Source organism: Streptomyces sp. NPDC053474 (assembly GCF_044544845.1).
Classification (GTDB): domain Bacteria; phylum Actinomycetota; class Actinomycetes; order Streptomycetales; family Streptomycetaceae; genus Streptomyces.
The window spans coordinates 368666-390701 of record NZ_JBITXV010000004.1 but is presented as its reverse complement, the minus strand read 5'-3'; the positions used below and the strand labels follow the sequence as shown (position 1 = coordinate 390701).

The following is a 22036-nucleotide window of genomic DNA, read 5'->3' as shown; positions in this document are numbered from 1 at the left end:
CCGGAGCCGCTCGGTGAAGTTTCCTTCATGTGCGGCTCATTGAGGGCTCACCGCGCCCCGCGACGCTGAACGCGTGACAGCGACACCGCGGCAACTGACCCTCCTGTGCCTGGCCCTGAGCCTGTGCGCGCTCCTCGCCGTCCCCGGCACCTTCGCGGGCCTTGGCGGCGACGCCCGGCTCACGCTCGCCGTGTTCGCGCTCGCGACCTGCGCCTGGATCGGCACGCCCATCGACGACACGTACATCGCGCTCGGCGCGGGGCTCGCCCTCACCGCCACCGGCGTGATCAGCAGCGACACCCTCTTCGGCACCCTTGGGGACGCAACCGTGTGGCTGCTGATCTGCGCGTTCGTGCTCGCCGCCGCCGTGGCGCGCAGCGGGCTCGCGGGGCGTGCGGCGGCGTTCCTGGTCAGCGGAGCGCGCGGCGTACGGCAGCTGACGCACCTGACGACCGCCGCGCTCGTGGTCACGGCGTTCGCGGTGCCCGCCACCTCAGGTCGGGCCGCGCTCGCGCTGCCCGTCTTCCTGGCCCTCTCCAAGGTCCTCGCCGACCGCGGGCGCCTGGTCGTGATGCTGGCGCTGCTCTTTCCGACCGTCATCCTGCTGTCCGCGGTCGCGACCCTGATCGGGGCGGGAGCGCATCTGATCACGGTGTCCGTCCTGTGGGAGAGCACCGGCCAGGAGATCGGCTTCACGAAGTGGCTGCTGCTCGGCCTGCCGCTCGCGATCGTCTCGTCCCACCTCGCCGCCGAGGCCGTGCTGTTGACGACCACGCGCCGCGCGGACCGCGAGGGGCCGGTCGCGATCACCGCCGAGGACATCCAGGCGCACAGCGACCGCCCCGTGACCGGGCCCTGGGAGCCCGCGGAGACACGCTGCGCGCTGCTGCTCGCCACGGTCGTCGCGCTGTGGTGCAGCGAGCCGCTGCACCGGGTCCCGCCCGCCGTGGTCGCGCTGATCGGCGCGGTCGTGGCGGCCTCGCCCGCGCTCGGCACCGTCCGCCTCAAGGACGCCCTGAAGACCGTGCCGTGGTCGCTGCTGCTCTTCATGGCCGCGACGATGGCGATGGGCGTGGCGCTCGCCGACTCGGGCGCGGCCGAGTGGCTCGTGGCGGGGCTCCCCGTCGACGTGTCGCCCTGGCTCTTCCTCGCCGTCGTCGTCGCGGTCAGCACGGCGGCCCATCTGGTCCTGCAGTCCCGCTCGGCCCGCTCGTCGGTCCTCGTGCCGCTGGTCGTGGCCGCCGCCGTCGGCGCGGGCGTGAACCCGGTCGCCGCGGCCCTCGCGTCCACGGCCGCCGCGGGCTTCTGCCACACCCTGCCCGCCTCCGCGAAGCCGGTCGCCCTCTTCGCCGAGATCCCCGGCACCCCCACCTACACCCCGCGCGACCTGCTGCGCCTCTCCGCCGTCCTGGCCCCGCTCACGGCCGCGCTCGTCCTGCTGTTCGCCCTCGCGGTGTGGCCGCTGCTCGGCGTGCCCGTCAGCCGCTGAGCCCCGCCCCCGCCCTCAAGGAGTACGCCCCATGCCGCACACACCCCCCGCGCCGTCCTCGCTCCGCCGTGTCGCCATCGCCCCCAGCGGCTTCAAGGAGTCCCTGTCCGCCCAGTCCGCGGCCGAGGCCATCGCGCGGGGCGTCCGGCGCGTCCTGCCCGACGCCGAGGTCGACCTGATCCCGCTCGTGGACGGCGGCGAGGGCACCGCCCAGGCGCTCGCCGCGGCCGCGGGCGGGCGGCTGGTCGCGCTGCCCGCCACCGGCCCGCTGGGCGAGCGCATCGGCACCCACTTCGCGCTCCTCGACTCCGGCACCGCCGTGGTGGAGATGGCGGCCGCCGCGGGCCTGTGCCTGGTGCCGCGCGAGCTGCGCGACCCCGGCGCCACCACGACGTACGGCGTGGGCGAGCTGATCCGCGCCGCGCTCGACACGGGCGCCCGCCGCATCCTGGTGGGCTGCGGCGACTCGGGCACATCGGACGGCGGCGCGGGCGCGCTCCAGGCCCTCGGCGTCCGACTCCTGGACGCCGACGGCTGGGAACTTCCGCGGGGCGGCCGGGAGTTGCCGCGGCTGCACCGGGTCGACGCCTCCGCCGCCGACCCGCGCCTCGCCGGGGCCGAGCTGCTCGTCGCCTGCAACCAGCACAACGTCCTGTGCGGCGAGCAGGGCGTGGCCCGCGTCTTCGGCCCGCAGAAGGGCGCGACCCCGGCCCAGGTCGAGGAGCTCGCCGCGGGCCTGGAGCGCTGGGCGTACGTCCTCACCCGCGACCTGAGGGTCACCACCGACCTGTTCCACGGCCCCGGCACCGGCGCGTCCGGCGGCCTCGGCGCGGGCCTCGCCGCGCTCGGCGCCCGGCTCCTGCCCCGCTTCGACGTGCTCCTCGACCACCTCGACCTGGACGCGCGCCTGGCCCGCGCCGACCTGGTCGTCACCGCCGAGGGCGCCCTCGACCGGCAGACGCCGCGCGGCAAGGTCCCGGCCGAAGTGGCCCGCCGCGCCAAGCGGTTCGGCCGCCCGGTGCTCGCCCTCGCGGGCACCATCGGCGACGGGGCGCACCTGGTGCGGGCGGCGGGCGTGGACGCCTACAGCGCGATCCTGCCCGCCCCCGTCACGCTCGCGGAGGCGCTCGGCCGGGGCGGCGAGTTCCTCACCGACGCCACCGAACGGGCCCTGCGGATGATCCTGCTCGGCTCGCGCCTGCCGGGTCAGGCGGCGGTGGCCTCGGCGTCGGCAGCGGCACCGGCGGCGGTGTCGGGCACGCAGCGCCCGTCCTCGGTGCGGTAGCTCCACCGCGCGCCGTCGCTGACCAGCTCCTTGACGGCCCGTACGAACCGCTCGACGTGCTCGTCCGGGGTGCCCGCGCCGAAGCTCACGCGGATCGCGTTCAGCGACCGCTCGCCGGGGGCGGCCTCCGGGGCGCCGCACTCGCCGGGCTCGTCCGGGGTGCTGCCGAGGAGCGTGCGCACCAGCGGGTGCGCGCAGAACAGGCCGTCGCGCACGCCGATGCCGTACTCGGCGGACAGCGCGGCCGCGAAGTGCGAGCTGTTCCAGCCGTCGACCACGAAGGAGATGACCCCGACGCGGGGCGCGTCGTCCCCGAACAGCGAGAGCACCCGCACCTCGGGCACCCCGGCGAGCCCCTCGCGCACCTTCTGGATGAGCTGCCGCTCCCGCGCGACCAGGGAGTCGAACCCGGCCTCGGTCAGGGCCTTGCAGGCGGCGGCGATGGAGTAGGCGCCGATGACGTTCGGCGAGCCCGCCTCGTGCCGGGCGGCCGTGTCGTGCCACTCGACGTCCACCCCCCCGTCGGCGCGCCGCGTCACCGTGCGCGAGGCACCGCCGCCGGCGAGGTAGGGCTCGGCCTCGCCCAGCCAGTCGGCCCGCCCGGCAAGCACCCCGGAGCCGAAGGGCGCGTACAGCTTGTGCCCGGAGAAGGCGATCCAGTCGACGTCCAACTCCGCGATGTCCACGGGGTGGTGGGGCGCGAGCTGCGCGGCGTCGAGGACGATGCGGGCGCCGTGGGCGTGCGCGGCGGCGGCCAGCTCGCGCACCGGCCACAGCTCCCCGGTGACGTTCGAGGCGCCGGTCACGCACACCAGGGCGGGCCCGTAGGGGTCCCGGTCGGCGAGGGCGCGCTCCAGGGTGCGCACCGCATCGCCGGGCGTACGGGGGGCGTTCAGATACGTGACGCGCGCGTCGCGCCACGGAAGCAGGGAGGCGTGGTGCTCGGTCTCGAAGACGAAGACCTGGCAGTCGGCGGGCAGGACGGCGGCGAGCAGGTTCAGCGAGTCCGTCGTGGACCGGGTGAAGACCACCTGGTCGCCCTCGCGGCAGCCGAGGAACTCGGCCACCGTCCTGCGGGAGTTCTCGAACAGGTCGGTCGACAGCTGCGACAGGTACCCGGCGCCGCGGTGCACGCTGCCGTAGTACGGCGCGTACGCGGCCACGTCGTCCCAGACCCGCTGCAGCGCCGGGGCGCTCGCCGCGTAGTCGAGGGCCGCGTACGTCACCTCGCCGCCGGTGACGAGGGGCACGGTGACGTCCCGGCCGAGCACGGGCAGCGGCTCGGCGCAGCAGGGGTCGGCGGACTCGGAGTCGGTGGCGACGGCGGTGGCAACGGTGGAGGCAGACATGGCGAACTCCCGTAAGAGGCAGGCGACATCGCTGTGCGGACAGCGGTCGACGCGACAGCGCGACCGGTCAACGGCACAGGAGAAGGAAGAAGGGGGGTACGGAGAACGGGGCCTTCGGCCCTATCGCATTCGCTGGCTCACGAGACTGCTCCCTCGACGACCAGGACCCCTGGTGACGCGAGGGGTCCGCGCTTGCGGTGAACCTTGCTGTTCACCGCCTGGTCTTCACCCGGGGCACCCCGCCACGGACGGAGGGTTGCCGGACAGCGGGCCGGGGCCGTAGTCGCTGTCACTCATGACCTGTGCAGCATCTTGCCACACGATCTTGCAAGTGCAACACCGCCGTCCACGATCCGGACCGGCGGGCCCCGTCAACCGGGCCGGGTTGAGGCGCCCCCTAAGGGGCGCGGGGAACTGCGCGCTCAGCGCGCGAAAAGCCGCAGACGCGTCTGCTGAGATCCCGGCAGACGCGTCTGCGGCTTTGTGGGGGCTGGTCGCGCAGTTCCCCGCGCCCCTTACGGGGCTCAGGCGTTGCTGGCGGCCACCCAGCGCGCCAGCGCTGCCCGCGCCGCGCCGGAGTCGATGGACTCGGCCGCCCTCGCCATGCCCGCGCGGAGCTGCTCCGCGAGCAGGCCCGCGCCCGGCTCCAGGGCGACCAGGGCCGCCGCGGCGTTCAGCAGCACCGCGTCCCGCACGGGACCGGTCTCGCCGTCCAGGAGCCGCCGCGCGACCTCCGCGTTGTAGGAGGCGTCGGCGCCCCGGAGGGCCTCGACGGGCACCAGGTCGACGCCGACGTCCCGCGGGTCGAAGGCCTCCTCGCGGACGCCGCCGTCGCGCACCACCCACACCCGGGAGGTGGCGGTGGTGGTCAGCTCGTCCAGGCCGTCGTCGCCGCGGAAGACGAGCGCGGAGGAGCCGCGCTCGGCAAGCACGCCCGCGAGGATCGGCGCCATCCGCGCGTCCGCGACACCGGTGGCCTGGGCCCGGACCTGCGCCGGGTTGGTCAGCGGGCCGAGGAAGTTGAACGTGGTGCGGATGCCCAGCTCGCGCCGCGCGGGGGCCACATGGCGCAGCGCCGGGTGGAACTTCACCGCGAAGCAGAAGGTGATCCCGGCCTCGTCCGCGACCTCGCGCACCCGCTGCGGCGTCAGCTCCAGATTGACGCCGAGCTTCTCCAGGACGTCGGAGGCGCCGGACGCGCTGGAGGCCGCGCGGTTGCCGTGCTTGACGACCTTCGCGCCGGTCCCGGCGACGACGATCGCGGACATGGTGGAGATGTTGACGGTCTTGGCGCCGTCGCCGCCGGTGCCGACGATGTCGACGCTCGGCCCGGGTACGTCGATGACGTGCGCGTGCGCGTACATGGCCCGGACGAGACCGGAGATCTCCTCGACGGTCTCCCCCTTGGCGCGCAGCGCGACGGCGAAGCCCGCGATCTGCGCGTCGGTCGCCTCGCCGCGCATGATGCGGTCCATCGCCCAGGCCGTGTCGTCGGCGCTCTGGTCGCGGCCGTCGAGCAGTCCGTTCAGCACGTCGGGCCAGGAACGGGCCGCCGCGGTGTCGCCTCCTGCGGGGGTCACAGCGCTCATGGCCGCTCCTGTGTGTTCGTCTGCGTGCGTCGAGGGGGCGTCCCCGCCCCTGGGGGATGCCCCCACCCTATCCAGCCCGGGGACGGCGAAGAGCCCCGTCCAGGTGCTGGACGGGGCTCTTGCCGTGGCGACCTACGACGGTCGGGGACCTAAGGGTCAGTGGTGGCCGTGGCCGCTCGTGATCTCCTTGTACTCGTCGACCGTCGGCTTCGGGATCTGGCTGTCCTCGCCGTACATGTTCTTGGACAGCTTCGCCCGCAGCTTCTGCGAGCCCGTCACCTTGCGCTCGACGCCGTTCTCGTCGACCGTCGGGCCGATCTCGAGCGGCTTGTACTGCTCGTGCGCGGTGAGGGTGTGCAGCTGGTCCTGGTCGAGCGGCTCGTGCACCTCGATGAACTCACCGTGCGGCAGGCGCTTGATGATGCCGGACTCGCGCCCGTGCAGCACCTTGTCCTTGTCGCGGCGCTGGAGGCCCAGGCAGATCCGCTTGGTGACGACGAACGCGATGACCGGCCCGACGAAGAAGAAGATCCGGACGAACCAGGTGATGGCGTTGATCGACAGGTGGAAGTGCGTGGCCCACAGGTCGTTTCCACCACCGACCAGCATGATCATGTACGCGGTGACCCAGGCGACACCGAACGCGGTCCGCGTCGGGGCGTTGCGCGGGCGGTCCAGGATGTGGTGCTCGCGCTTGTCGCCGGTGACCCAGGACTCGATGAACGGGTAGACGGCGATGGCCGCGAGGACCAGCGGGAAGATCGCCAGCGGGATGAACACGCCCAGGACCAGCGTGTGGCCCCAGAGGTTGATCTCCCAGCCCGGCATGACACGGATCAGACCCTCGGCGAAGCCCATGTACCAGTCGGGCTGGGCGCCGGTGGACACCTGGTCCGGGCGGTACGGGCCGATGGCCCAGATCGGGTTGATCGAGGCGATCGCCGCGACGGCCGCGATGACACCGAAGACCAGGAAGAAGAAGCCTCCGGCCTTGGCCATGTAGACCGGGAGCAGCGGCATGCCGACGACGTTCTTGTTGGTCTTTCCAGGGCCCGCGAACTGCGTGTGCTTGTGGTAGAAGACCAGGATCAGGTGCGCCACCACGAGGCCGAGCATGATGCCCGGCAGCAGCAGGATGTGCACCGAGTAGAACCGCGCGACGAAGTCACCGCCGGGGAACTCCCCGCCGAAGAGGAACATCGACAGGTACGTGCCCACGATCGGCACGGACAGGACCGCGCCCTGCATGAAGCGGACACCGGTGCCGGAGAGCAGGTCGTCGGGCAGCGAGTAGCCGGTGAAGCCGGTGAACATGCCGAGGACGAACAGCAGGAAGCCGAACAGCCAGTTGACCTCACGCGGCTTGCGGAACGCACCCGTGAAGAACACGCGCATCATGTGCACGAACATGCCCGCGAGGAAGATCAGCGCCGCCCAGTGGTGGATCTGCCGGATCAGCAGACCACCGCGCACATCGAAGGAGATGTGCATGGTCGAGTTGAACGCCTCGGACATCAGTTGGCCCTGCAGGGGCACGTAGCTGCCGTGGTACTCCACCTCGTTCATCGACGGGTGGAAGAACAGCGTCAGGTACACACCCGTGAGGATGATGATGATGAAGCTGTAGAGGCAGATCTCACCGAGCATGAAGGACCAGTGGTCCGGGAAGATCTTGCGCATGTTGGCCTTGGCCAGGGAGTAGATCCCGAGGCGGCCGTCGGCCCAGTCCGCGACCCGCTCGCCGGCGGGCGCTTTCTTGCGTGAATCGGACGACGGGGCCGCCGTCGCCGTGGTGTTCTCGGTGCTCATCCGCGCTCCCAGAAGGCAGGACCGACGGGCTCTTCGAAGTCGCCGTGCGCCTCGAGGTAGCCCTCCTCGTTCACGCCGATCTTCAGCTGCGGAAGGGCGTGACCGGCGGGGCCGAAGATGACTCGGGCGCCGTCGGAGAGGTCGAAGGTGGACTGGTGGCACGGGCAGAGGACGTGGTGCGTCTGCTGCTCGTACAGGGAGATCGGGCAGCCCACGTGGGTGCAGATCTTGGAGTACGCGACGATGCCCTCGTGCGACCACGCCAGCTCGCGCTTGTCCTTGATGTCGTCGGGCTGGAGCCGGACGATCATCAGGGCGGCCTTGGCGATCTGGGTCTGGAAGTCGTGGTCGTGCTCCTCCAGGCCTTCCGGCTTGGCGAAGGTGAGCGAACCGACGGCGACGTCGGACGGGCGCAGCGGCTCGTTCGTGTTCATGTTCACGAGCAGCTTGCCCTTGGACCACAGGGTGTGCCGCAGCTTGTCCTCCGGCAGCGGACCGAGGTCACGCAGCAGGACGACACCGGAGAGCGGGACCAGGGTCAGCGCGCCGAACATGGTGTTGCGGATCAGCTTGCGCCGGCCGAGCTGGGACTCCTTCGCGCCCGCCGCGAAGTCCGCCATGACCTTGGCCTTGACCTCGGGCTCGGCCTCGATCGCGTGCCGCTCGTCGGCGACCTCGACGTCGGACATCAGGGTGCGGGCCCAGTGGACCGCGCCCGCGCCGATGCAGAACAGCGCCACGCCGAGGGTCATGCCGAGCGCGAAGTTCAGCGCGCTGATGTGCCCGATCGGCCAGATGTAGACGTTCTTGTCGACCGGGAACGCCACGTACGAGGCGATGAAGGCGACGGTCGCCAGCATCGAGATCGTGAAGAGCATGGCGACCGTGCGCTCGGAGCGCCGGGCGGCCTTCTCGTCGATGTCCTGGACGCGGTTCTCGTGCGGCGGCAGGCCCGGGTCCGCGAAGGGGTCCTCGGCGACGGCCACCGCGCCGTGCGCGGACTCCTGCTCGCTGGGCAGGTTCTCTTCTGGGGTTTCTTGGCTACTCATGACTTCTTGGCCTTTGCGGTCCGGGCGGCGACCCACACGGCGACCGCGATCAGCGCGCCGAGGCCGAAGATCCAGGCGAACAGGCCCTCGCTGACCGGTCCGAGACCGCCCAGCTTGAGACCGCCGGGGCTCTCGGTCTTCTCGCTGTTGACCGCGTCGATGTACGCGATGATTTCCTTCTTGTTCTTCTCCGGCATGGTCGTGTCGGGGAAGGAAGGCATGTTCTGCGGGCCGGTCTGCATGGCCTCGTAGATGTGCTTCTTGCTGACGCCTTCGAGGCTCGGCGCGAACTTGCCGTGGGTCAGCGCGCCACCCTCACCGGTGAAGTTGTGGCACTGGGCACAGTTGGTGCGGAACAGCTCGCCGCCCTTGGCGATGTCGGCGCCCTTGGGGTCGACCTGCTTCTCGGTCGGCACGGAGGGGCCGGCGCCGAGCGAGGCGACGTACGCGGCCAGCTGGTCGATCTCGGCCTGGCTGTAGATGACCTTCTTCTTCGGCGCCTGGGCGCCCTGCTGCTGGAGCGGCATGCGGCCGGTGCCGACCTGGAAGTCGACGGCGGCGGCGCCGACGCCGACCAGGCTCGGGCCGTCGGTGGTGCCCTGACCGCCGGTTCCGTGGCAGCTGGAGCAGCCCACGGCATAGAGCTTCTTGCCCTCGTCGATGGCGAGGGACTGAGCGGTTTCGTCGGCCTGCGCCTTGTCCGCCGGCGCGAACGCGGCGTACAGCCCCCCGGTGGCCGCCAGCGCGAGGAGTAGGACGACGACCGCCGCCAGCGGATGGCGTCGTCGTGCGGAGAGCTTTTTCACGGATTACCCCGGTGTCAGGATCTTCTGCGTCGATGCTTCTGGAATGTGTCGGTTGACCACTGCGGCGTGCCGTTCACCTCTAGGACGTACGCGGCTCGCCGGTTGTGACACGCCGACTACTTGATCATGTAGATCGTGGCGAAGAGGCCGATCCAGACGACATCGACGAAGTGCCAGTAGTAGGACACGACGATGGCGGCGGTCGCCTGCTCGTGGGTGAACCTCCTGGCCGCGTACGTGCGGCCGAGGACCAGCAGGAAGGCGATGAGACCGCCCGTCACATGCAGTCCGTGGAAGCCGGTGGTCAGGTAGAAGACCGAGCCGTACGGGTCGGACGAGAGCGAAAGGCCCTCGTGCTTGACCAGCTCGGTGTACTCGAAGACCTGACCGCCGATGAAGATCGCACCCATGATGAAGGTGACGATGAACCACATCCGGAGCTTCTTCACGTCACCGCGCTCGGCGGCGAACACGCCGAGCTGACAGGTGAGAGAGGAAAGCACCAGGATCGTGGTGTTGGTCGCCGAGAACGGGAAGTTCAGGGCATCGGCCATTTCCTTCCAGTGGTCGGGACCGGTCACCGATCGCAGGGTGAAGTACATCGCGAAGAGGGCCGCGAAGAACATCAGCTCGGAACTCAGCCAGATGATGGTTCCGACGCTGGTGAGGTTCGGTCGATTGACCGGCGGGTGCGCGTGCCCGGTGTCTACTGTCGTTGCTGTCGCCACGACCGACATTATGTCGGTCGCTTATCCCGCCCTCACCCCGGGGGGTGCCGTTCGGAGTGTCTGCGGCCTGTGTCCTGCCCGGATGGCCCATCGCGGCACCGTCCGAACCGGTGTTGACGGGGTGTCGGGAGGAGTAGCATCCGCGCGAGATCCCTCGACGAAGCGGAGGAACCATGCAGCCGACCGCCACGGTGTTGATCTACAGCGACGACGCGAACACCAGGGAACAGGTCCGCCTCGCGGCCGGGCGCAGGCCCGCCCCCGACGTCCCCGAAGTCCGCTTCATCGAGTGCGCGACGCTGCCCGCGGTCCTCAAGGAACTCGACCACGGCGGCATCGACGTGTGCGTGCTCGACGGCGAGGCCGTGCCCGCGGGGGGCATGGGCGTCTGCCGCCAGATCAAGGACGAGGTCTTCCAGGCCCCGCCCGTGCTGCTGCTCATGGGGCGGCCGCAGGACGCCTGGCTGGCCACGTGGAGCCGTGCGGAGGCGGCCGTGACCTTGCCGGTCGAGCCGGTGGAGTTCGCCTCCGCGTTGGCCTCTCTGCTGCGCTCCAGGGCCGCCCTGAGCGCCTAGGAGCCCCGCCCCCGCCCGCCCCCTACACGGACTGGGGGCGCAGGCGGGTCGCCGCCAGTGCCGCGCGGCCCGCCTTGGTGTCGGCCAGGAGGGCGCTGCCCTTGCGCCAGGTCTTCCAGGGGACGTTCCAGTCGCCGTAGCCGTTGCCGAAGTGGTCCATGTCGGCGCCGTAGCTGTTGACGACCTCGACGATGTCGCCCTGGCGGACCGTCTCGTAGAACCAGGCGGCGTTGCCCGTGCTCATGCCGGTGCAGCCGTGGCTGGTGTTGGCGTAGCCCTGGGAGTCCACCGACCAGGGGGCCGCGTGGACGTATTCGCCGCTGTCGGTGACCCTCGTGGCGTAATAGACCATCTTGTCGTAGAAGTCCGATGCGCCGATGCTGGCGCTGGTCATCCGTACGGCGTACTCCTTGCCGAGCACCACCTTGATGCCGTTGCGCGTGGAGTAGCCGGGCTTGCCGGTGGTGACCGGGATGGAGTTGATCTCCTCGCCGTTGCGGTAGACCGTCATCCAGTGCGACCCGGCGTCCGTGACGGCCACGATCTTGTCGCCGGTGGTCAGCTTCAGGGGCTTGGACTCGGCGCCCCACAGCTTGTCGGTGACCTTCACGCCCTCCAGGTTGGAGTGCGCGTAGATGGTGGCGTGGATGGGCCAGAACTCCTTGGGGCGGTAGTGCAGCGTCCTGCTGTCCACCCAGTGCCAGGAGCCCTCCGTCGCGGGCTGCGAGCGGACCTTGAGCGCCCGTTCGACGACGGCCCTGGCCGCCTTGGCCTTGACGGGGGCGCTGAGCTTGGCGGTGACGGGCTGGCCTACGCCGTACTTGCCCGCCTCCGGGCCGAAGGTGACCTTCAGCTGCCGCTTCTTGGCGGCCGACGCGGTGTCGAGGGCCAGGACCTTGCGGCCGGGCGAGCCCTCGTCGTCCTCCGTGCTCACCCGCACGGTGTAGTGGGCGCCCGCCGCCAGGGGGACCGTGCTGTGCCAGCGAGTGCCGTCGGCGGAGAGTTCGCCCGCCACGTAGCGGCCCTGCTGGTCGGTGGCCGTGACGTCCGTGATGCGCCCGTCGTCGCCCTGCGCGGTGACTTCGAGGGGCTTGTCCGGGTCGGCCTTCCCGCTGCTGCCCGCGGGGCCGTTGAAGGCGATCTGGCTCGCCGCGTCGTACGGCTTCGCCGAGAGCGGATGGCCGCCAGCCCCGCAGGCCGTGGTGACCGTGCCGACGGCGACCACAAGAAGGGTGCAGCTCAGTACCGTGCGGATTCGCGGAGAGTGGCTCATGACCACACGGTATGAAGGTCTGACACGCCGTGCGCGGTGAGTGACCCGTACGAGGGTTCACCCGGAAGGCGGACGCCGGGCCGCGGCGGAAACGGCCAGGGGCCCGGACGCTCCTGACGGAGTGTCCGGGCCCCTGGGGTGCGGCGGGAGTAGTCCCTACTGGTTCTGGTTCTCGCCGCGGTAGTACTCGAAGACCCAGCCCCACAGACCGATCAGGATGATCGGGGCCGAGAAGTACAGCAGCCACCAGCCGAAGACGACGCCCATGAAGGCGAGCGCGCCACCGACGGCCAGGGACAGCGGCTGCCAGCTGTGCGGGCTGAAGAAGCCCACCTCGCCGGCCTCGTCCGCGACGTCCGCCTCCTTGTTGTCCTGTGCGGCGGCGTCGACTCGCCGGGCCGTGAAGGCCAGGTAGTAGCCGATCATGATGCACAGGCCGAAGGCCAGGAAGAGCGCGGTGGTTCCGGCGGGCTCCTTCGACCACCAGCCATAGACGATCGCCATGGCCAGTACGAAGACGCTCAGCCAGATGAACATCTTGCCCTGGATCTTCACTTGCCGGCCTCCTTGTTGCCAGCGAGCGCCTTCTCGCCGTCACCGACGTTCTCGAGCTGGTCGAGCGCGGCGATCTCAGGGTGGTGCAGGTCGAACGCCGGGGATTCGGAGCGGATCCGCGGCAGGGTGAGGAAGTTGTGCCGCGGCGGCGGGCAGGAGGTCGCCCACTCGAGCGAGCGGCCGTAGCCCCACGGGTCGTCGACCTCGACCTTCTTGCCGTACTTGGCGGTCTTCCACACGTTGTAGAAGAACGGCAGGATCGACAGGCCGAGCAGGAACGAGGCGATCGTCGAGATCGTGTTCAGGGCGGTGAAGCCGTCGGCGTCCAGGTAGTCCGCGTAGCGGCGCGGCATGCCCTCGGCACCCAGCCAGTGCTGGACGAGGAACGTGCCGTGGAAACCGATGAACAGCGTCCAGAACGTGATCTTGCCGAGCCGCTCGTCGAGCATCTTGCCGGTGAACTTCGGCCACCAGAAGTGGAAGCCGGAGAACATCGCGAACACCACGGTGCCGAAGATGACGTAGTGGAAGTGCGCGACCACGAAGTACGAGTCGGAGACGTGGAAGTCCATCGGCGGCGAGGCCAGGATGACGCCGGTCAGACCACCGAAGGTGAAGGTGATCAGGAAGCCGACCGCCCAGAGCATCGGAGTTTCGAAGCTCAGCGAGCCCTTCCACATCGTGCCGATCCAGTTGAAGAACTTCACACCGGTCGGTACCGCGATGAGGAACGTCATGAAGGAGAAGAACGGCAGGAGCACGCCGCCTGTGACGTACATGTGGTGCGCCCACACCGTCACCGAGAGACCGGCGATGGCGATGGTCGCGCCGACCAGGCCCATGTAGCCGAACATCGGCTTGCGGGAGAAGACCGGGATGACTTCGGAAATGATTCCGAAGAATGGCAACGCGATGATGTACACCTCTGGATGGCCGAAGAACCAGAAGAGGTGTTGCCAGAGCAAGGCCCCGCCATTGGCCGGGTCGAAGATCTGGGCACCGAACTTGCGGTCCGCCTCCAGGGCGAACAGCGCGGCCGCCAGGACCGGGAAGGCGAGCAGGACCAGCACACCGGTCAGCAGCACGTTCCAGGTGAAGATCGGCATGCGGAACATCGTCATGCCGGGTGCGCGCATGCAGATGATCGTGGTGATGAAGTTGACCGAGCCGAGGATCGTGCCGAAGCCGGAGAAGGCCAGACCCATGATCCACATGTCGGCGCCGATGCCCGGGGAGCGGACCGCGTCCGACAGCGGGCTGTAGGCGAACCAGCCGAAGTCGGCCGCGCCGTTCGGCGTGAGGAAGCCGCCGACCGCGATCAGCGAGCCGAACAGGTACAGCCAGTAGGCGAACATGTTCAGTCGCGGGAAGGCGACGTCGGGGGCGCCGATCTGGAGCGGCATGATCCAGTTCGCGAAGCCCGCGAACAGCGGCGTCGCGAACATCAGCAGCATGATCGTGCCGTGCATCGTGAACGCCTGGTTGAACTGCTCGTTCGACATGATCTGCGTGCCGGGACGGGCGAGCTCGGCGCGCATGAAGAGCGCCATCACACCGCCGATGCAGAAGAACGCGAACGACGTGACCAGATAGAGCGTGCCGATCGTCTTGTGGTCAGTGGTGGTCAGCCACTTGATGACGACGTTTCCCGGCTGCTTGCGCCTGACCGGCAGCTCGTCCTCGTACGAGTCGTTCGCTGCGGCGGCACCCTGGGGTTCGTTGAGGATGCTCACAGGTTGTTCGTCTCCCGGTTCTTCTCGTGGCCCGTCTGCTCGATGCCGGCCGGGATGTAACCGGTCTGGTTCTTCTTCGCGAGGTCTTCGAGGTGCTTCTTGTAGCGCTCGGGGGAGACGACCTTGACGTTGAAGAGCATCCGGGAGTGGTCGACGCCGCAGAGCTCGGCGCACTTGCCCATGAAGGTGCCCTCCTTGTTGGGAGTCACCTCGAAGGCGTTGGTGTGGCCCGGAATGACGTCCTGCTTCATGAGGAACGGCACCACCCAGAAGGAGTGGATGACGTCACGCGAAGTCAGGACGAAGCGGACCTTCTCGCCCTTGGGGAGCCAGAGGGTCGGACCGGGGTTGCCGTTCTGCGGGTTCCGCTCGCCGGGCGTACCGACCTCGTAGACGCCGCCGGCGTTCGCCGGGAAGTCCTTGCGGAAGCGGTCCGGAATGGCGTCGAGGTCCTTGGACGTCTTGGCGTCGCCCTTGTCGGAGCCCGGAACGTCCTCGATGTAGTTGAAGCCCCAGCTCCACTGGTAGCCGACCACGTTGATGGTGTGGGCCGGCTTGTCGTCGAGCGCGAGGAGCTTCGATTCGTCACGGGCGGTGAAGTAGAACAGCACCGAGACGATGATGAGGGGGACGACCGTGTACAGCGCCTCGATGGGCATGTTGTAACGGGTCTGCGGAGGGACCTCCACCTTGGTGCGGCTGCGCCGGTGGAAGATGACGCTCCACAGGATCAGGCCCCAGACCAGCACGCCCGTGGCGAGCGCAGCCGCCCACGAGCCCTGCCAGAGGGAGAGGATCCGCGGAGCCTCCTCCGTGACCGGGGTCGGCATACCCAGGCGGGGAAAGTCCTTGTATGTGCAACCGGTGGCGGTTACCAGGACCAGGCCCGCAGTCAGTGCCTGCAGCAGCTTCCGCCGCATCGGGCGCCGCGGCGAGCGGTCGGAGCCGTTGGGACTCACGTAGCGCCTTCCCGAGAGTCTCGCCCGCGCGGTTCGGCTGCGGCCTTCTCGCTGGTCGGTCGCCGCCCTGCGTCGGGCAGGGGTTTGGATGTTTATGCGGACCAAACCCTACTGGACGCTATTTGGGGTCGCGCGGGGAGGGTGCCTAACGCGCCGTGGGTCACTCCGAAGGGGGGCGGTCGCCCCTCCGGGGCCGCGTTCTGACGGGGCCTCGGGACACGCGACGGCTCCGGAGAGTGCGGCTCCGTTCGGCGGCTGCGGTCGGTTGCTCGCGCGGTTCCCGCGCCCCCTCGGGCGCTGCCGCCCGGCCGGAGGTCTTAGCGTTGCCGCGTGGCTTACTTCGACGCGGCCTCGTCCGCACCTCTTCACCCCGTGGCCCGCCAGGCCCTGCAGGCCGCGCTTGACGAGGGGTGGGCGGATCCCTCCCGGTTGTACCGGGAAGGGCGGCGGGCGCGGCTGCTGCTTGACGCGGCGCGGGAGGCGGCCGCCGAGGCCGTGGGCTGCCGCCCGGACGAGCTGGTGTTCACCCCGTCCGGGACGCGGGCGCTGTACGACGGCATGGCGGGAGCCCTGGCCGGGCGGCGGCGCGCGGGGCGGCATCTGGTGGTGTCCGCGGTGGAGCACTCCGCCGTACTCCATTCGGCCGCGGCGCACGAGCGGGCGGGCGGCACGGTGACCGAGGTGGGCGTGGACCGCGCGGGGGCGGTGGACGCCTCGGCCTACGCGGCCGCGCTGCGCGAGGACACCGCGCTCGCCTGTCTGCAGTCCGCCAACCACGAGGTCGGCACCCGTCAGCCCGTGGCCGAGGTCGCGGCCGCGTGCCGGGCGGCCGGGGTGCCGCTGCTCGTGGACGCGGCGCAGTCCCTCGCCTGGGGGCCGGTGGACGGGCCCTGGTCGCTCCTTGCGGCCAGCGCGCACAAGTGGGGCGGCCCGGCGGGCGTCGGGCTCCTCGCGGTCCGCAAGGGCGTGCGGTTCGCGCCCCAAGGGCCGGTGGACGAGCGGGAGTCGGGCCGCTCGGCCGGGTTCGAGAACATCCCGGCGATCGTGTCGGCCGCCGCGGCGCTGCGGGCGGTGCGGGCCGAGGCCACGGCCGAGGAGGCCCGGCTGCGCGAGCTGACCGGGCGGATCCGGGCCCGGGTGCCGGGCCTCGTACCGGACGTCCAGGTCGTCGGCGACCCCGCGCGGCGCCTTCCGCACCTGGTCACCTTCTCCTGTCTCTACGTCGACGGGGAGTCGCTCCTGCACGAGCTGGACCGGGCCGGGTTCTCCGTCTCCTCCGGGTCCTCCTGCACCAGCAGCACGCTCACGCCGAGCCACGTCCTCAAGGCGATGGGGGTGGTCAGCGAGGGCAACGTACGGGTGTCGCTGCCGCTCGGCACGGGCGAGGCGGACGTGGAGCGCTTCCTGGAGGTGCTGCCGGACGCCGTCGGCCAGGTCCGCGCGAAGCTGGGCGCGCCGGTGTCGGGGGCCGCCCCGGGCGGGGCGCTCGACGACCTGACCGTCGACGCCCTGGGCGAGCGCTGCCCGCACCCCGTCATCGAACTGGCCAAGGCGCTGCCGCGCGTGCGGATCGGCGGCACGGTGACCGTCCTGGCGGACGACGAGGTGGCCGCCGTGGACATTCCGGCGTGGTGCTGGACGCAGGGCCACGAGTACGTGGGCGCCGAGCCCAGGGGGCTCGGCGCCGCCTATGTCGTTCGGCGCTCCGCGCCTCGTCCTCAAACGCCGGACGGGCTGGATGGTCTCGCCTGAGCGCCGTCGCCACCCGCCCGCCCCTGAGAGGGCGGGTGGGTGGGTGAGGGGCGGGGTCAGGCCAGGTGGGTGCGGACCTCTGCGGCGGCGGCGTCGCCGTAGGCCACGGCGAAGCGGTCCATGAAGGAGCTGCGCCGCAGCTCGTACTCCTGGGTGCCGGTCGTCTCGATGACCAGCGTCGCGAGCATGCAGCCCACCTGCGCCGCCCGCTCGTGCGACACGCCCCAGATGAGCCCGGAGAGGAACCCGGCGCGGAAGGCGTCGCCCACGCCCGTCGGCTCGACCTTGGCCTCCTCCTGCGGCACGCCGACCTCGATCGGGTCCTGCCCGGCGGTCTCGATGCGCACGCCCTTGGCGCCGAGGGTGGTCACCCGGTGCCCGACCTTGCCCAGGATCTCCGCGTCGGACCAGCCGGTCTTGGACTCGATGAGCCCCTTCTCGTACTCGTTGGAGAAGAGGTACGCGGCGCCGTCCATGAGGGTGCGGATCTCGTCGCCGTTCATCCGGGCGATCTGCTGGGAGAAGTCCGCGGCGAAGGGGATGCCCCGGCTGCGGCACTCCTCGGTGTGGCGCAGCATCGCCTCGGGGTCGTCGGCGCCGATCAGGACGAGGTCGAGGCCGCCCACGCGGTCGGCGACGGTCTTCAGCTCGATGAGGCGGGCCTCGCTCATCGCGCCGGTGTAGAAGGAGCCGATCTGGTTGTGGTCGGCGTCCGTGGTGCAGACGAAGCGGGCGGTGTGCAGCGTCTCGGAGATGCGCACCGACTCGGTGTCCACGTTGTGCCGGTCGAGCCAGGCGCGGTACTCGTCGAAGTCGGGGCCCGCGGCGCCGACCAGGACGGGCCGGGTGCCCAGCTGGCCCATGCCGAAGCAGATGTTGGCGCCGACGCCACCACGGCGGACATCGAGGGCGTCGACGAGGAACGAGAGGGAGACCGTGTGCAGTTGGTCGGCGACCAGTTGGTCGGCGAAGCGGCCGGGAAAGGTCATCAGGTGGTCGGTGGCGATGGAGCCGGTGACTGCGATACGCACGGCTGGAAGCTCCTGCGGCGTGTAGCGGCGGCGCACCGCCCTCGTGGTCAAGGCGGTGACGGACGTCGCGTGGGCGGTTGACGGTTAACGCTATCCGGTCGGACCCGGAACGATGAACGGCTGAAAATACCCGATAGTAGGTCTTTCTCCTTGAGCTCAGCGGTGCATACGGTTCCGGTATGACCCTCTTTCCGCAGGACAGCGCAGCGCCGCAGGCTTCCGAGCAGGGAGTCGAGGCCTGGGAGGCATTGCGTGGTGCTTGCACGCGCATGGTCCGGCACTGGGCGGTGCCCGCGGTGCCCACCGGCACGCCCGTACCGCCGTCCCGGATCCACGGCGTGACGGTCCCGGCCGCGTCCGCGCGCCTCCTCGACGGGATGTCCGAGTACGGGGACTGAGCCGACGAGGACCGAGCCGGACGAGGACCGAGGCGCACGGGACGGGAGGCGCCCCGGGCTGGGACGCGCACCGGGCTGGGACGCGAGGGGCCCGGGACCGGTCGAGGGAACCGGTCGCTCCCCCGCCGCGTCCCATCGCCGTCCCCCGTCGGGGGGATGTCATGTACGACGGGACGCCGCGGCGCGCGTGCGCCGTGGCGGATCGCCGTGCAGGCTCGTGAGGACGGCCGGGCACGCGAAGGAGCGATGCGGTGAGCACCGATCAGGCACAGGACGGACGGCGGCGACGGCCCTCGCTGGTGGTCGCGTCGGTGGCGGCCGCGGTCCTGCTGGCGGGCGGCGGCGGGGCCTATCTCGCCATGGACCCGTCCGGCAAGGACAGCGGCCCGGCGGGCGACGGCGGGCCGCCCCCGCCGCTCGCCCTGGACGGGTACGCGGACGGATCAGGCGGACACACCGATTCCGGTACGGATCGTACGGACGGGGCGAACGGCGGGGGCGGCACCAGCACCTCCGAAGGCATCGCCCCGGGCGAGCCCGACCCCTCGGGCGCGACCTACCGGGCCGTGGGCGAGCTGCCCGATGGCCCCGACGAGGCCGCCGTGTACGAGCCGCGCGGCGAGGTCACCAAGGACCAGGTGACCCGGCTCGCCAAGGCGCTCGGCCTGTCCGGCACGCCGACCGCGCAGGGCGACTCCTGGCGGCTCGGCCCGGCGAACGACGGCTCGGGCCCCTCGCTCCAGGTGGCCCGCAAGGCCCCCGGCACCTGGTCGTTCACCCGGTCCGAGCCCGGCGGCGACAACTGCCTGAAGGGCAAGCCGTGCCCGCCCAGGACCCCTTCGGAGCTGGACGGCGGCACTCCGGTCAGCGTGCGGGACGCGAAGGCGGCCGCCGCGCCCGTCCTGAAGGCCATCGGCCAGGACGGCGCCAAGCTGGACGCGCGCCAGCTCATGGGCTCCGTACGGGTGGTGAACGCCGACCCCGAGGTGGGCGGCCTGCCGACGTACGGCTGGTCGACCGGCGTCCAGGTGGGCCCGGACGGCGAGGTGGTGGGCGGCAGCGGCCAGCTCGCGAAGCCGCACAAGGGCGCGACCTACCCGGTCGTGAGCGCGGCCGAGGCCCTCGCCCTGCTGAACGCGTCGGGCAAGGGCGGCGGCGTGGGCATCGGCGGCTGCGCGACGCCGGTGCCGCACAAGGGCGACGCGGGCGACAAGAGCGACAAGGGTGCCAAGGGCGACGGGGTCACCCGGCGCGACGAGGTGCGCTGCCCGCCGACCGTGCCGCCGAAGCAGGAGCCGATCGCCGTGGAGGGCGCCACGTTCGGCCTGGCCGCGCACTTCGTGGCCGGGCGGCAGACGCTCGTGCCGTCGTGGCTGTTCGAGGCCAGGCCGCAGGGCGCGCGGGCCTCGTACACGGTGCAGCACCCGGCGGTGGAGCCCGCATATCTGACGGCGCCCGGAGCGCCGGGTGACCCCGAGCCGAAGCCGAAGCCGGACACGAAGGGCGACACCTACACCAGCGACATCAAGGTCGACGGCTACACCGCGTCGGGGCGGACGCTGACCGTGCACTTCACGGGCGGGGTGTGCAGCACGTACGAGGCGTCGGCGCGGGAGAGCGGCGGGCAGGTCGCCGTGAAGGTGACCGCGACGGAGGAGAAGGGCAAGGTGTGCATCGCGCTCGCGAAGTTCTACACGCTGCCCGTGACCCTGGAGAAGCCGCTCGGTGACCGGAAGGTCGTCACGCCCGGCGGCACGGCGGTGCCGCGCGCCGAGGGCGTGGCGAAGGGCGAGCCCGCGCCGCGCTCGTAGCTCCCACCGCGTCCGGAACGTACGAAGGCGGCGGCCCCCGAGGGGAGCCGCCGCCTTCGTACGGACGGTTTAGCTGAAGGAGTCGCCGCAGGCGCAGGAACCCGTGGCGTTCGGGTTGTCGATCGTGAAGCCCTGCTTCTCGATGGTGTCGACGAAGTCGATGGAGGCGCCGCCCAGGTAGGGGGCGCTCATGCGGTCGGTGACGACCTTGACGGTGCCGAACTCCTTGACGACGTCGCCGTCGAGCGCGCGCTCGTCGAAGAAGAGCTGGTAACGCAGACCCGAGCAGCCGCCGGGCTGAACGGCGACGCGCAGGGCCAAGTCCTCACGGCCTTCCTGGTCGAGCAGGGCCTTGACCTTGGCCGCGGCGGCGTCGGTCAGGATGATGCCGTCGGTGACGGTGGTGGTCTCGTCCGATACGGACATCTACATCGCTCCCGGGTAGTACGGAGACTGCTTGCCGACCGGTTCCAACCGGTGTGGCCGCGAATTCATTCCCATGCTCGCACACGGGGACACACAGGGGATGCGTCACATCGACACTATGGCCATCGTCAAACTGACGTGAAGCGGTTATGATAGATAACGTCAATTAGACGAAAAGGCATCGTCTGCAGAACAGAAAGGGTGCGTGACGTGACCACCGCCCAATCCCCCGCGGCCCCCGTGGACCTCGGCGTCGAGCCGACCCCGCTCGCCCTCCTGCTGCTCGGCCGCGAGGCCGACCCGAGCAGCGAGCGCGGCGTGGACTGCCCGGGCGACCTGCCCTCGCCGTCGGACCCCGGCCTGGTGGAGCGCGCCCGCGCCGCCAAGGAGAAGCTCGGCGACAAGGTCTTCGTGCTTGGCCACCACTACCAGCGCGACGAGGTCATCCAGTTCGCGGACGTCACCGGCGACTCGTTCAAGCTGGCCAAGGACGCGGCCGCCCGGCCGGACGCCGAGTACATCGTCTTCTGCGGCGTGCACTTCATGGCCGAGTCCGCGGACATCCTGACCACCGACGACCAGAAGGTCGTGCTCCCGGACCTGGCCGCGGGCTGCTCGATGGCCGACATGGCCACGGCCGAGCAGGTCGCGGAGTGCTGGGACGTGCTGACCGAGGCCGGTGTCGCCGAGCAGGTCGTGCCCGTCTCGTACATGAACTCCTCCGCCGACATCAAGGCGTTCACGGGCAAGCACGGCGGCACCATCTGTACGTCGTCGAACGCCAAGCGGGCCCTGGAGTGGGCCTTCGAGCAGGGCGAGAAGGTCCTCTTCCTGCCGGACCAGCACCTCGGGCGCAACACCGCCGTGCGCGACCTCGGGATGTCCCTGGACGACTGCGTCGTCTACAACCCGCACAAGCCGAACGGCGGGTTGAGCACCGAGCAGCTGAGCGCCGCGAAGATGATCCTGTGGCGCGGCCACTGCTCCGTGCACGGCCGCTTCTCGCTGGAGTCGGTCGAGGACGTCCGGGCCCGCATACCCGGCGTGAACGTCCTGGTCCACCCCGAGTGCAAGCACGAGGTCGTGGCGGCGGCGGACCACGTCGGCTCGACCGAGCACATCATCAAGACCCTGGAGGCGGCCCCGGCGGGCTCCAAGTGGGCCATCGGCACCGAGCTGAACCTGGTGCGCCGCCTGGCCAACCGGTTCGCGCCGGAGGGCAAGGAGATCGTCTTCCTCGACAAGACGGTGTGCTTCTGCTCCACCATGAACCGCATCGACCTGCCGCACCTGGTGTGGGCCCTGGAGTCCCTGGCCGACGGCAAGCTCGTCAACCGCATCGAGGTCGACCGCGAGACCGAGCAGTTCGCGAAGCTGGCGCTTGAGCGGATGCTGGCGCTGCCGTAGGCGGTGTGCCGG

Annotated in this window: 19 protein-coding genes and 1 riboswitch; of the genes, 7 read left to right on the top strand and 12 right to left on the bottom strand. The window is 70.7% G+C overall.

Annotated elements, in window-relative coordinates:
* The first annotated feature begins 73 nt into the window (after window positions 1-73).
* A complete protein-coding gene (locus ACIG3E_RS11670) occupies window positions 74-1489 on the top strand; it encodes an SLC13 family permease (RefSeq protein ID WP_399614304.1) in 1416 nt (471 codons plus the stop codon).
* A 31-nt stretch (window positions 1490-1520) separates the two neighbouring features.
* Window positions 1521-2774 carry a glycerate kinase gene (locus ACIG3E_RS11665; protein WP_399614301.1) on the top strand — a complete coding sequence of 418 codons (1254 nt, stop codon included), beginning with the start codon at window positions 1521-1523 and terminating at the stop codon, window positions 2772-2774.
* Here ACIG3E_RS11665 and ACIG3E_RS11660 read toward each other — a convergent pair.
* From ACIG3E_RS11660 to ACIG3E_RS11635, 6 genes are all read right to left on the bottom strand, one after another.
* The gene (locus ACIG3E_RS11660) at window positions 2696-4123 is read right to left on the bottom strand and encodes an aminotransferase class V-fold PLP-dependent enzyme (RefSeq protein WP_399614298.1); all 1428 of its coding nucleotides are present in this window, start codon (window positions 4121-4123) and stop codon (window positions 2696-2698) included. The genes ACIG3E_RS11665 and ACIG3E_RS11660 overlap by 79 nt on opposite strands.
* A gap of 183 nt (window positions 4124-4306) precedes the next feature.
* A riboswitch (SAM riboswitch) is annotated at window positions 4307-4424 on the bottom strand.
* 223 nt (window positions 4425-4647) lie between these two features.
* Entirely contained in the window at window positions 4648-5712 is a 1065-nt protein-coding gene (trpD, locus tag ACIG3E_RS11655; protein ID WP_399614296.1) for an anthranilate phosphoribosyltransferase, read from the bottom strand.
* Between the two features lie 156 nt (window positions 5713-5868).
* A complete protein-coding gene (locus tag ACIG3E_RS11650) occupies window positions 5869-7521 on the bottom strand; it encodes a cytochrome bc complex cytochrome b subunit (RefSeq protein ID WP_399614293.1) in 1653 nt (550 codons plus the stop codon).
* Window positions 7518-8570, bottom strand: coding sequence for a Rieske 2Fe-2S domain-containing protein (locus ACIG3E_RS11645; protein ID WP_399614291.1), 1053 nt, complete (start codon window positions 8568-8570; stop codon window positions 7518-7520). Before ACIG3E_RS11645 ends, ACIG3E_RS11650 begins: the two co-directional genes overlap by 4 nt.
* The gene (locus ACIG3E_RS11640) at window positions 8567-9376 is read right to left on the bottom strand and encodes a c-type cytochrome (RefSeq protein WP_030679525.1); all 810 of its coding nucleotides are present in this window, start codon (window positions 9374-9376) and stop codon (window positions 8567-8569) included. The genes ACIG3E_RS11645 and ACIG3E_RS11640 overlap by 4 nt, the downstream gene beginning before the upstream one ends.
* Window positions 9377-9492: 116 nt before the next feature.
* On the bottom strand, window positions 9493-10113 hold the full coding sequence (locus tag ACIG3E_RS11635; protein ID WP_138959294.1) for a heme-copper oxidase subunit III: 621 nt from the start codon (window positions 10111-10113) through the stop codon (window positions 9493-9495).
* Window positions 10114-10277: 164 nt separating this feature from the next.
* On the opposite strand from ACIG3E_RS11635, the gene ACIG3E_RS11630 reads away from it, so the two are divergent.
* Complete coding sequence (locus tag ACIG3E_RS11630; protein ID WP_399614288.1) at window positions 10278-10679, top strand: hypothetical protein; 402 nt, start codon at window positions 10278-10280, stop codon at window positions 10677-10679.
* A gap of 22 nt (window positions 10680-10701) precedes the next feature.
* Here the strand turns inward: ACIG3E_RS11630 and ACIG3E_RS11625 are convergent, their stop codons facing one another.
* The 4 genes from ACIG3E_RS11625 to coxB form a co-directional block, all read right to left on the bottom strand.
* Complete coding sequence (locus ACIG3E_RS11625; protein ID WP_399614285.1) at window positions 10702-11952, bottom strand: Ig-like domain-containing protein; 1251 nt, start codon at window positions 11950-11952, stop codon at window positions 10702-10704.
* 156 nt (window positions 11953-12108) lie between these two features.
* The gene (locus ACIG3E_RS11620) at window positions 12109-12507 is read right to left on the bottom strand and encodes a cytochrome c oxidase subunit 4 (RefSeq protein ID WP_030679536.1); all 399 of its coding nucleotides are present in this window, start codon (window positions 12505-12507) and stop codon (window positions 12109-12111) included.
* Entirely contained in the window at window positions 12504-14240 is a 1737-nt protein-coding gene (gene ctaD / locus ACIG3E_RS11615; protein WP_399614283.1) for a cytochrome c oxidase subunit I, read from the bottom strand. The genes ACIG3E_RS11620 and ctaD overlap by 4 nt, the downstream gene beginning before the upstream one ends.
* Window positions 14237-15199 carry a cytochrome c oxidase subunit II gene (gene coxB, locus ACIG3E_RS11610; protein ID WP_138959299.1) on the bottom strand — a complete coding sequence of 321 codons (963 nt, stop codon included), beginning with the start codon at window positions 15197-15199 and terminating at the stop codon, window positions 14237-14239. Before coxB ends, ctaD begins: the two co-directional genes overlap by 4 nt.
* Window positions 15200-15529: 330 nt before the next feature.
* On the opposite strand from coxB, the gene ACIG3E_RS11605 reads away from it, so the two are divergent.
* Window positions 15530-16951 carry a cysteine desulfurase/sulfurtransferase TusA family protein gene (locus tag ACIG3E_RS11605; RefSeq protein WP_399614280.1) on the top strand — a complete coding sequence of 474 codons (1422 nt, stop codon included), beginning with the start codon at window positions 15530-15532 and terminating at the stop codon, window positions 16949-16951.
* 56 nt (window positions 16952-17007) lie between these two features.
* On the opposite strand, the gene ACIG3E_RS11600 is transcribed toward ACIG3E_RS11605, so the two are convergent.
* Window positions 17008-17982: a carbohydrate kinase family protein gene (locus ACIG3E_RS11600; RefSeq protein WP_399614278.1), complete on the bottom strand. Its 975-nt coding sequence runs from the start codon at window positions 17980-17982 to the stop codon at window positions 17008-17010.
* A 179-nt stretch (window positions 17983-18161) separates the two neighbouring features.
* On the opposite strand from ACIG3E_RS11600, the gene ACIG3E_RS11595 reads away from it, so the two are divergent.
* Entirely contained in the window at window positions 18162-18380 is a 219-nt protein-coding gene (locus ACIG3E_RS11595; protein WP_399614276.1) for a hypothetical protein, read from the top strand.
* Window positions 18381-18631: 251 nt separating this feature from the next.
* On the top strand, window positions 18632-20191 hold the full coding sequence (locus ACIG3E_RS11590) for a hypothetical protein (RefSeq protein WP_399614273.1): 1560 nt from the start codon (window positions 18632-18634) through the stop codon (window positions 20189-20191).
* 69 nt (window positions 20192-20260) lie between these two features.
* Here the strand turns inward: ACIG3E_RS11590 and erpA are convergent, their stop codons facing one another.
* On the bottom strand, window positions 20261-20617 hold the full coding sequence (gene erpA, locus ACIG3E_RS11585; protein WP_138959304.1) for an iron-sulfur cluster insertion protein ErpA: 357 nt from the start codon (window positions 20615-20617) through the stop codon (window positions 20261-20263).
* Between the two features lie 201 nt (window positions 20618-20818).
* Here erpA and nadA point away from each other — a divergent pair, with 201 nt between their 5' ends.
* Window positions 20819-22024: a quinolinate synthase NadA gene (gene nadA, locus ACIG3E_RS11580; protein WP_399614271.1), complete on the top strand. Its 1206-nt coding sequence runs from the start codon at window positions 20819-20821 to the stop codon at window positions 22022-22024.
* The last annotated feature ends 12 nt before the right edge of the window (window positions 22025-22036 follow it).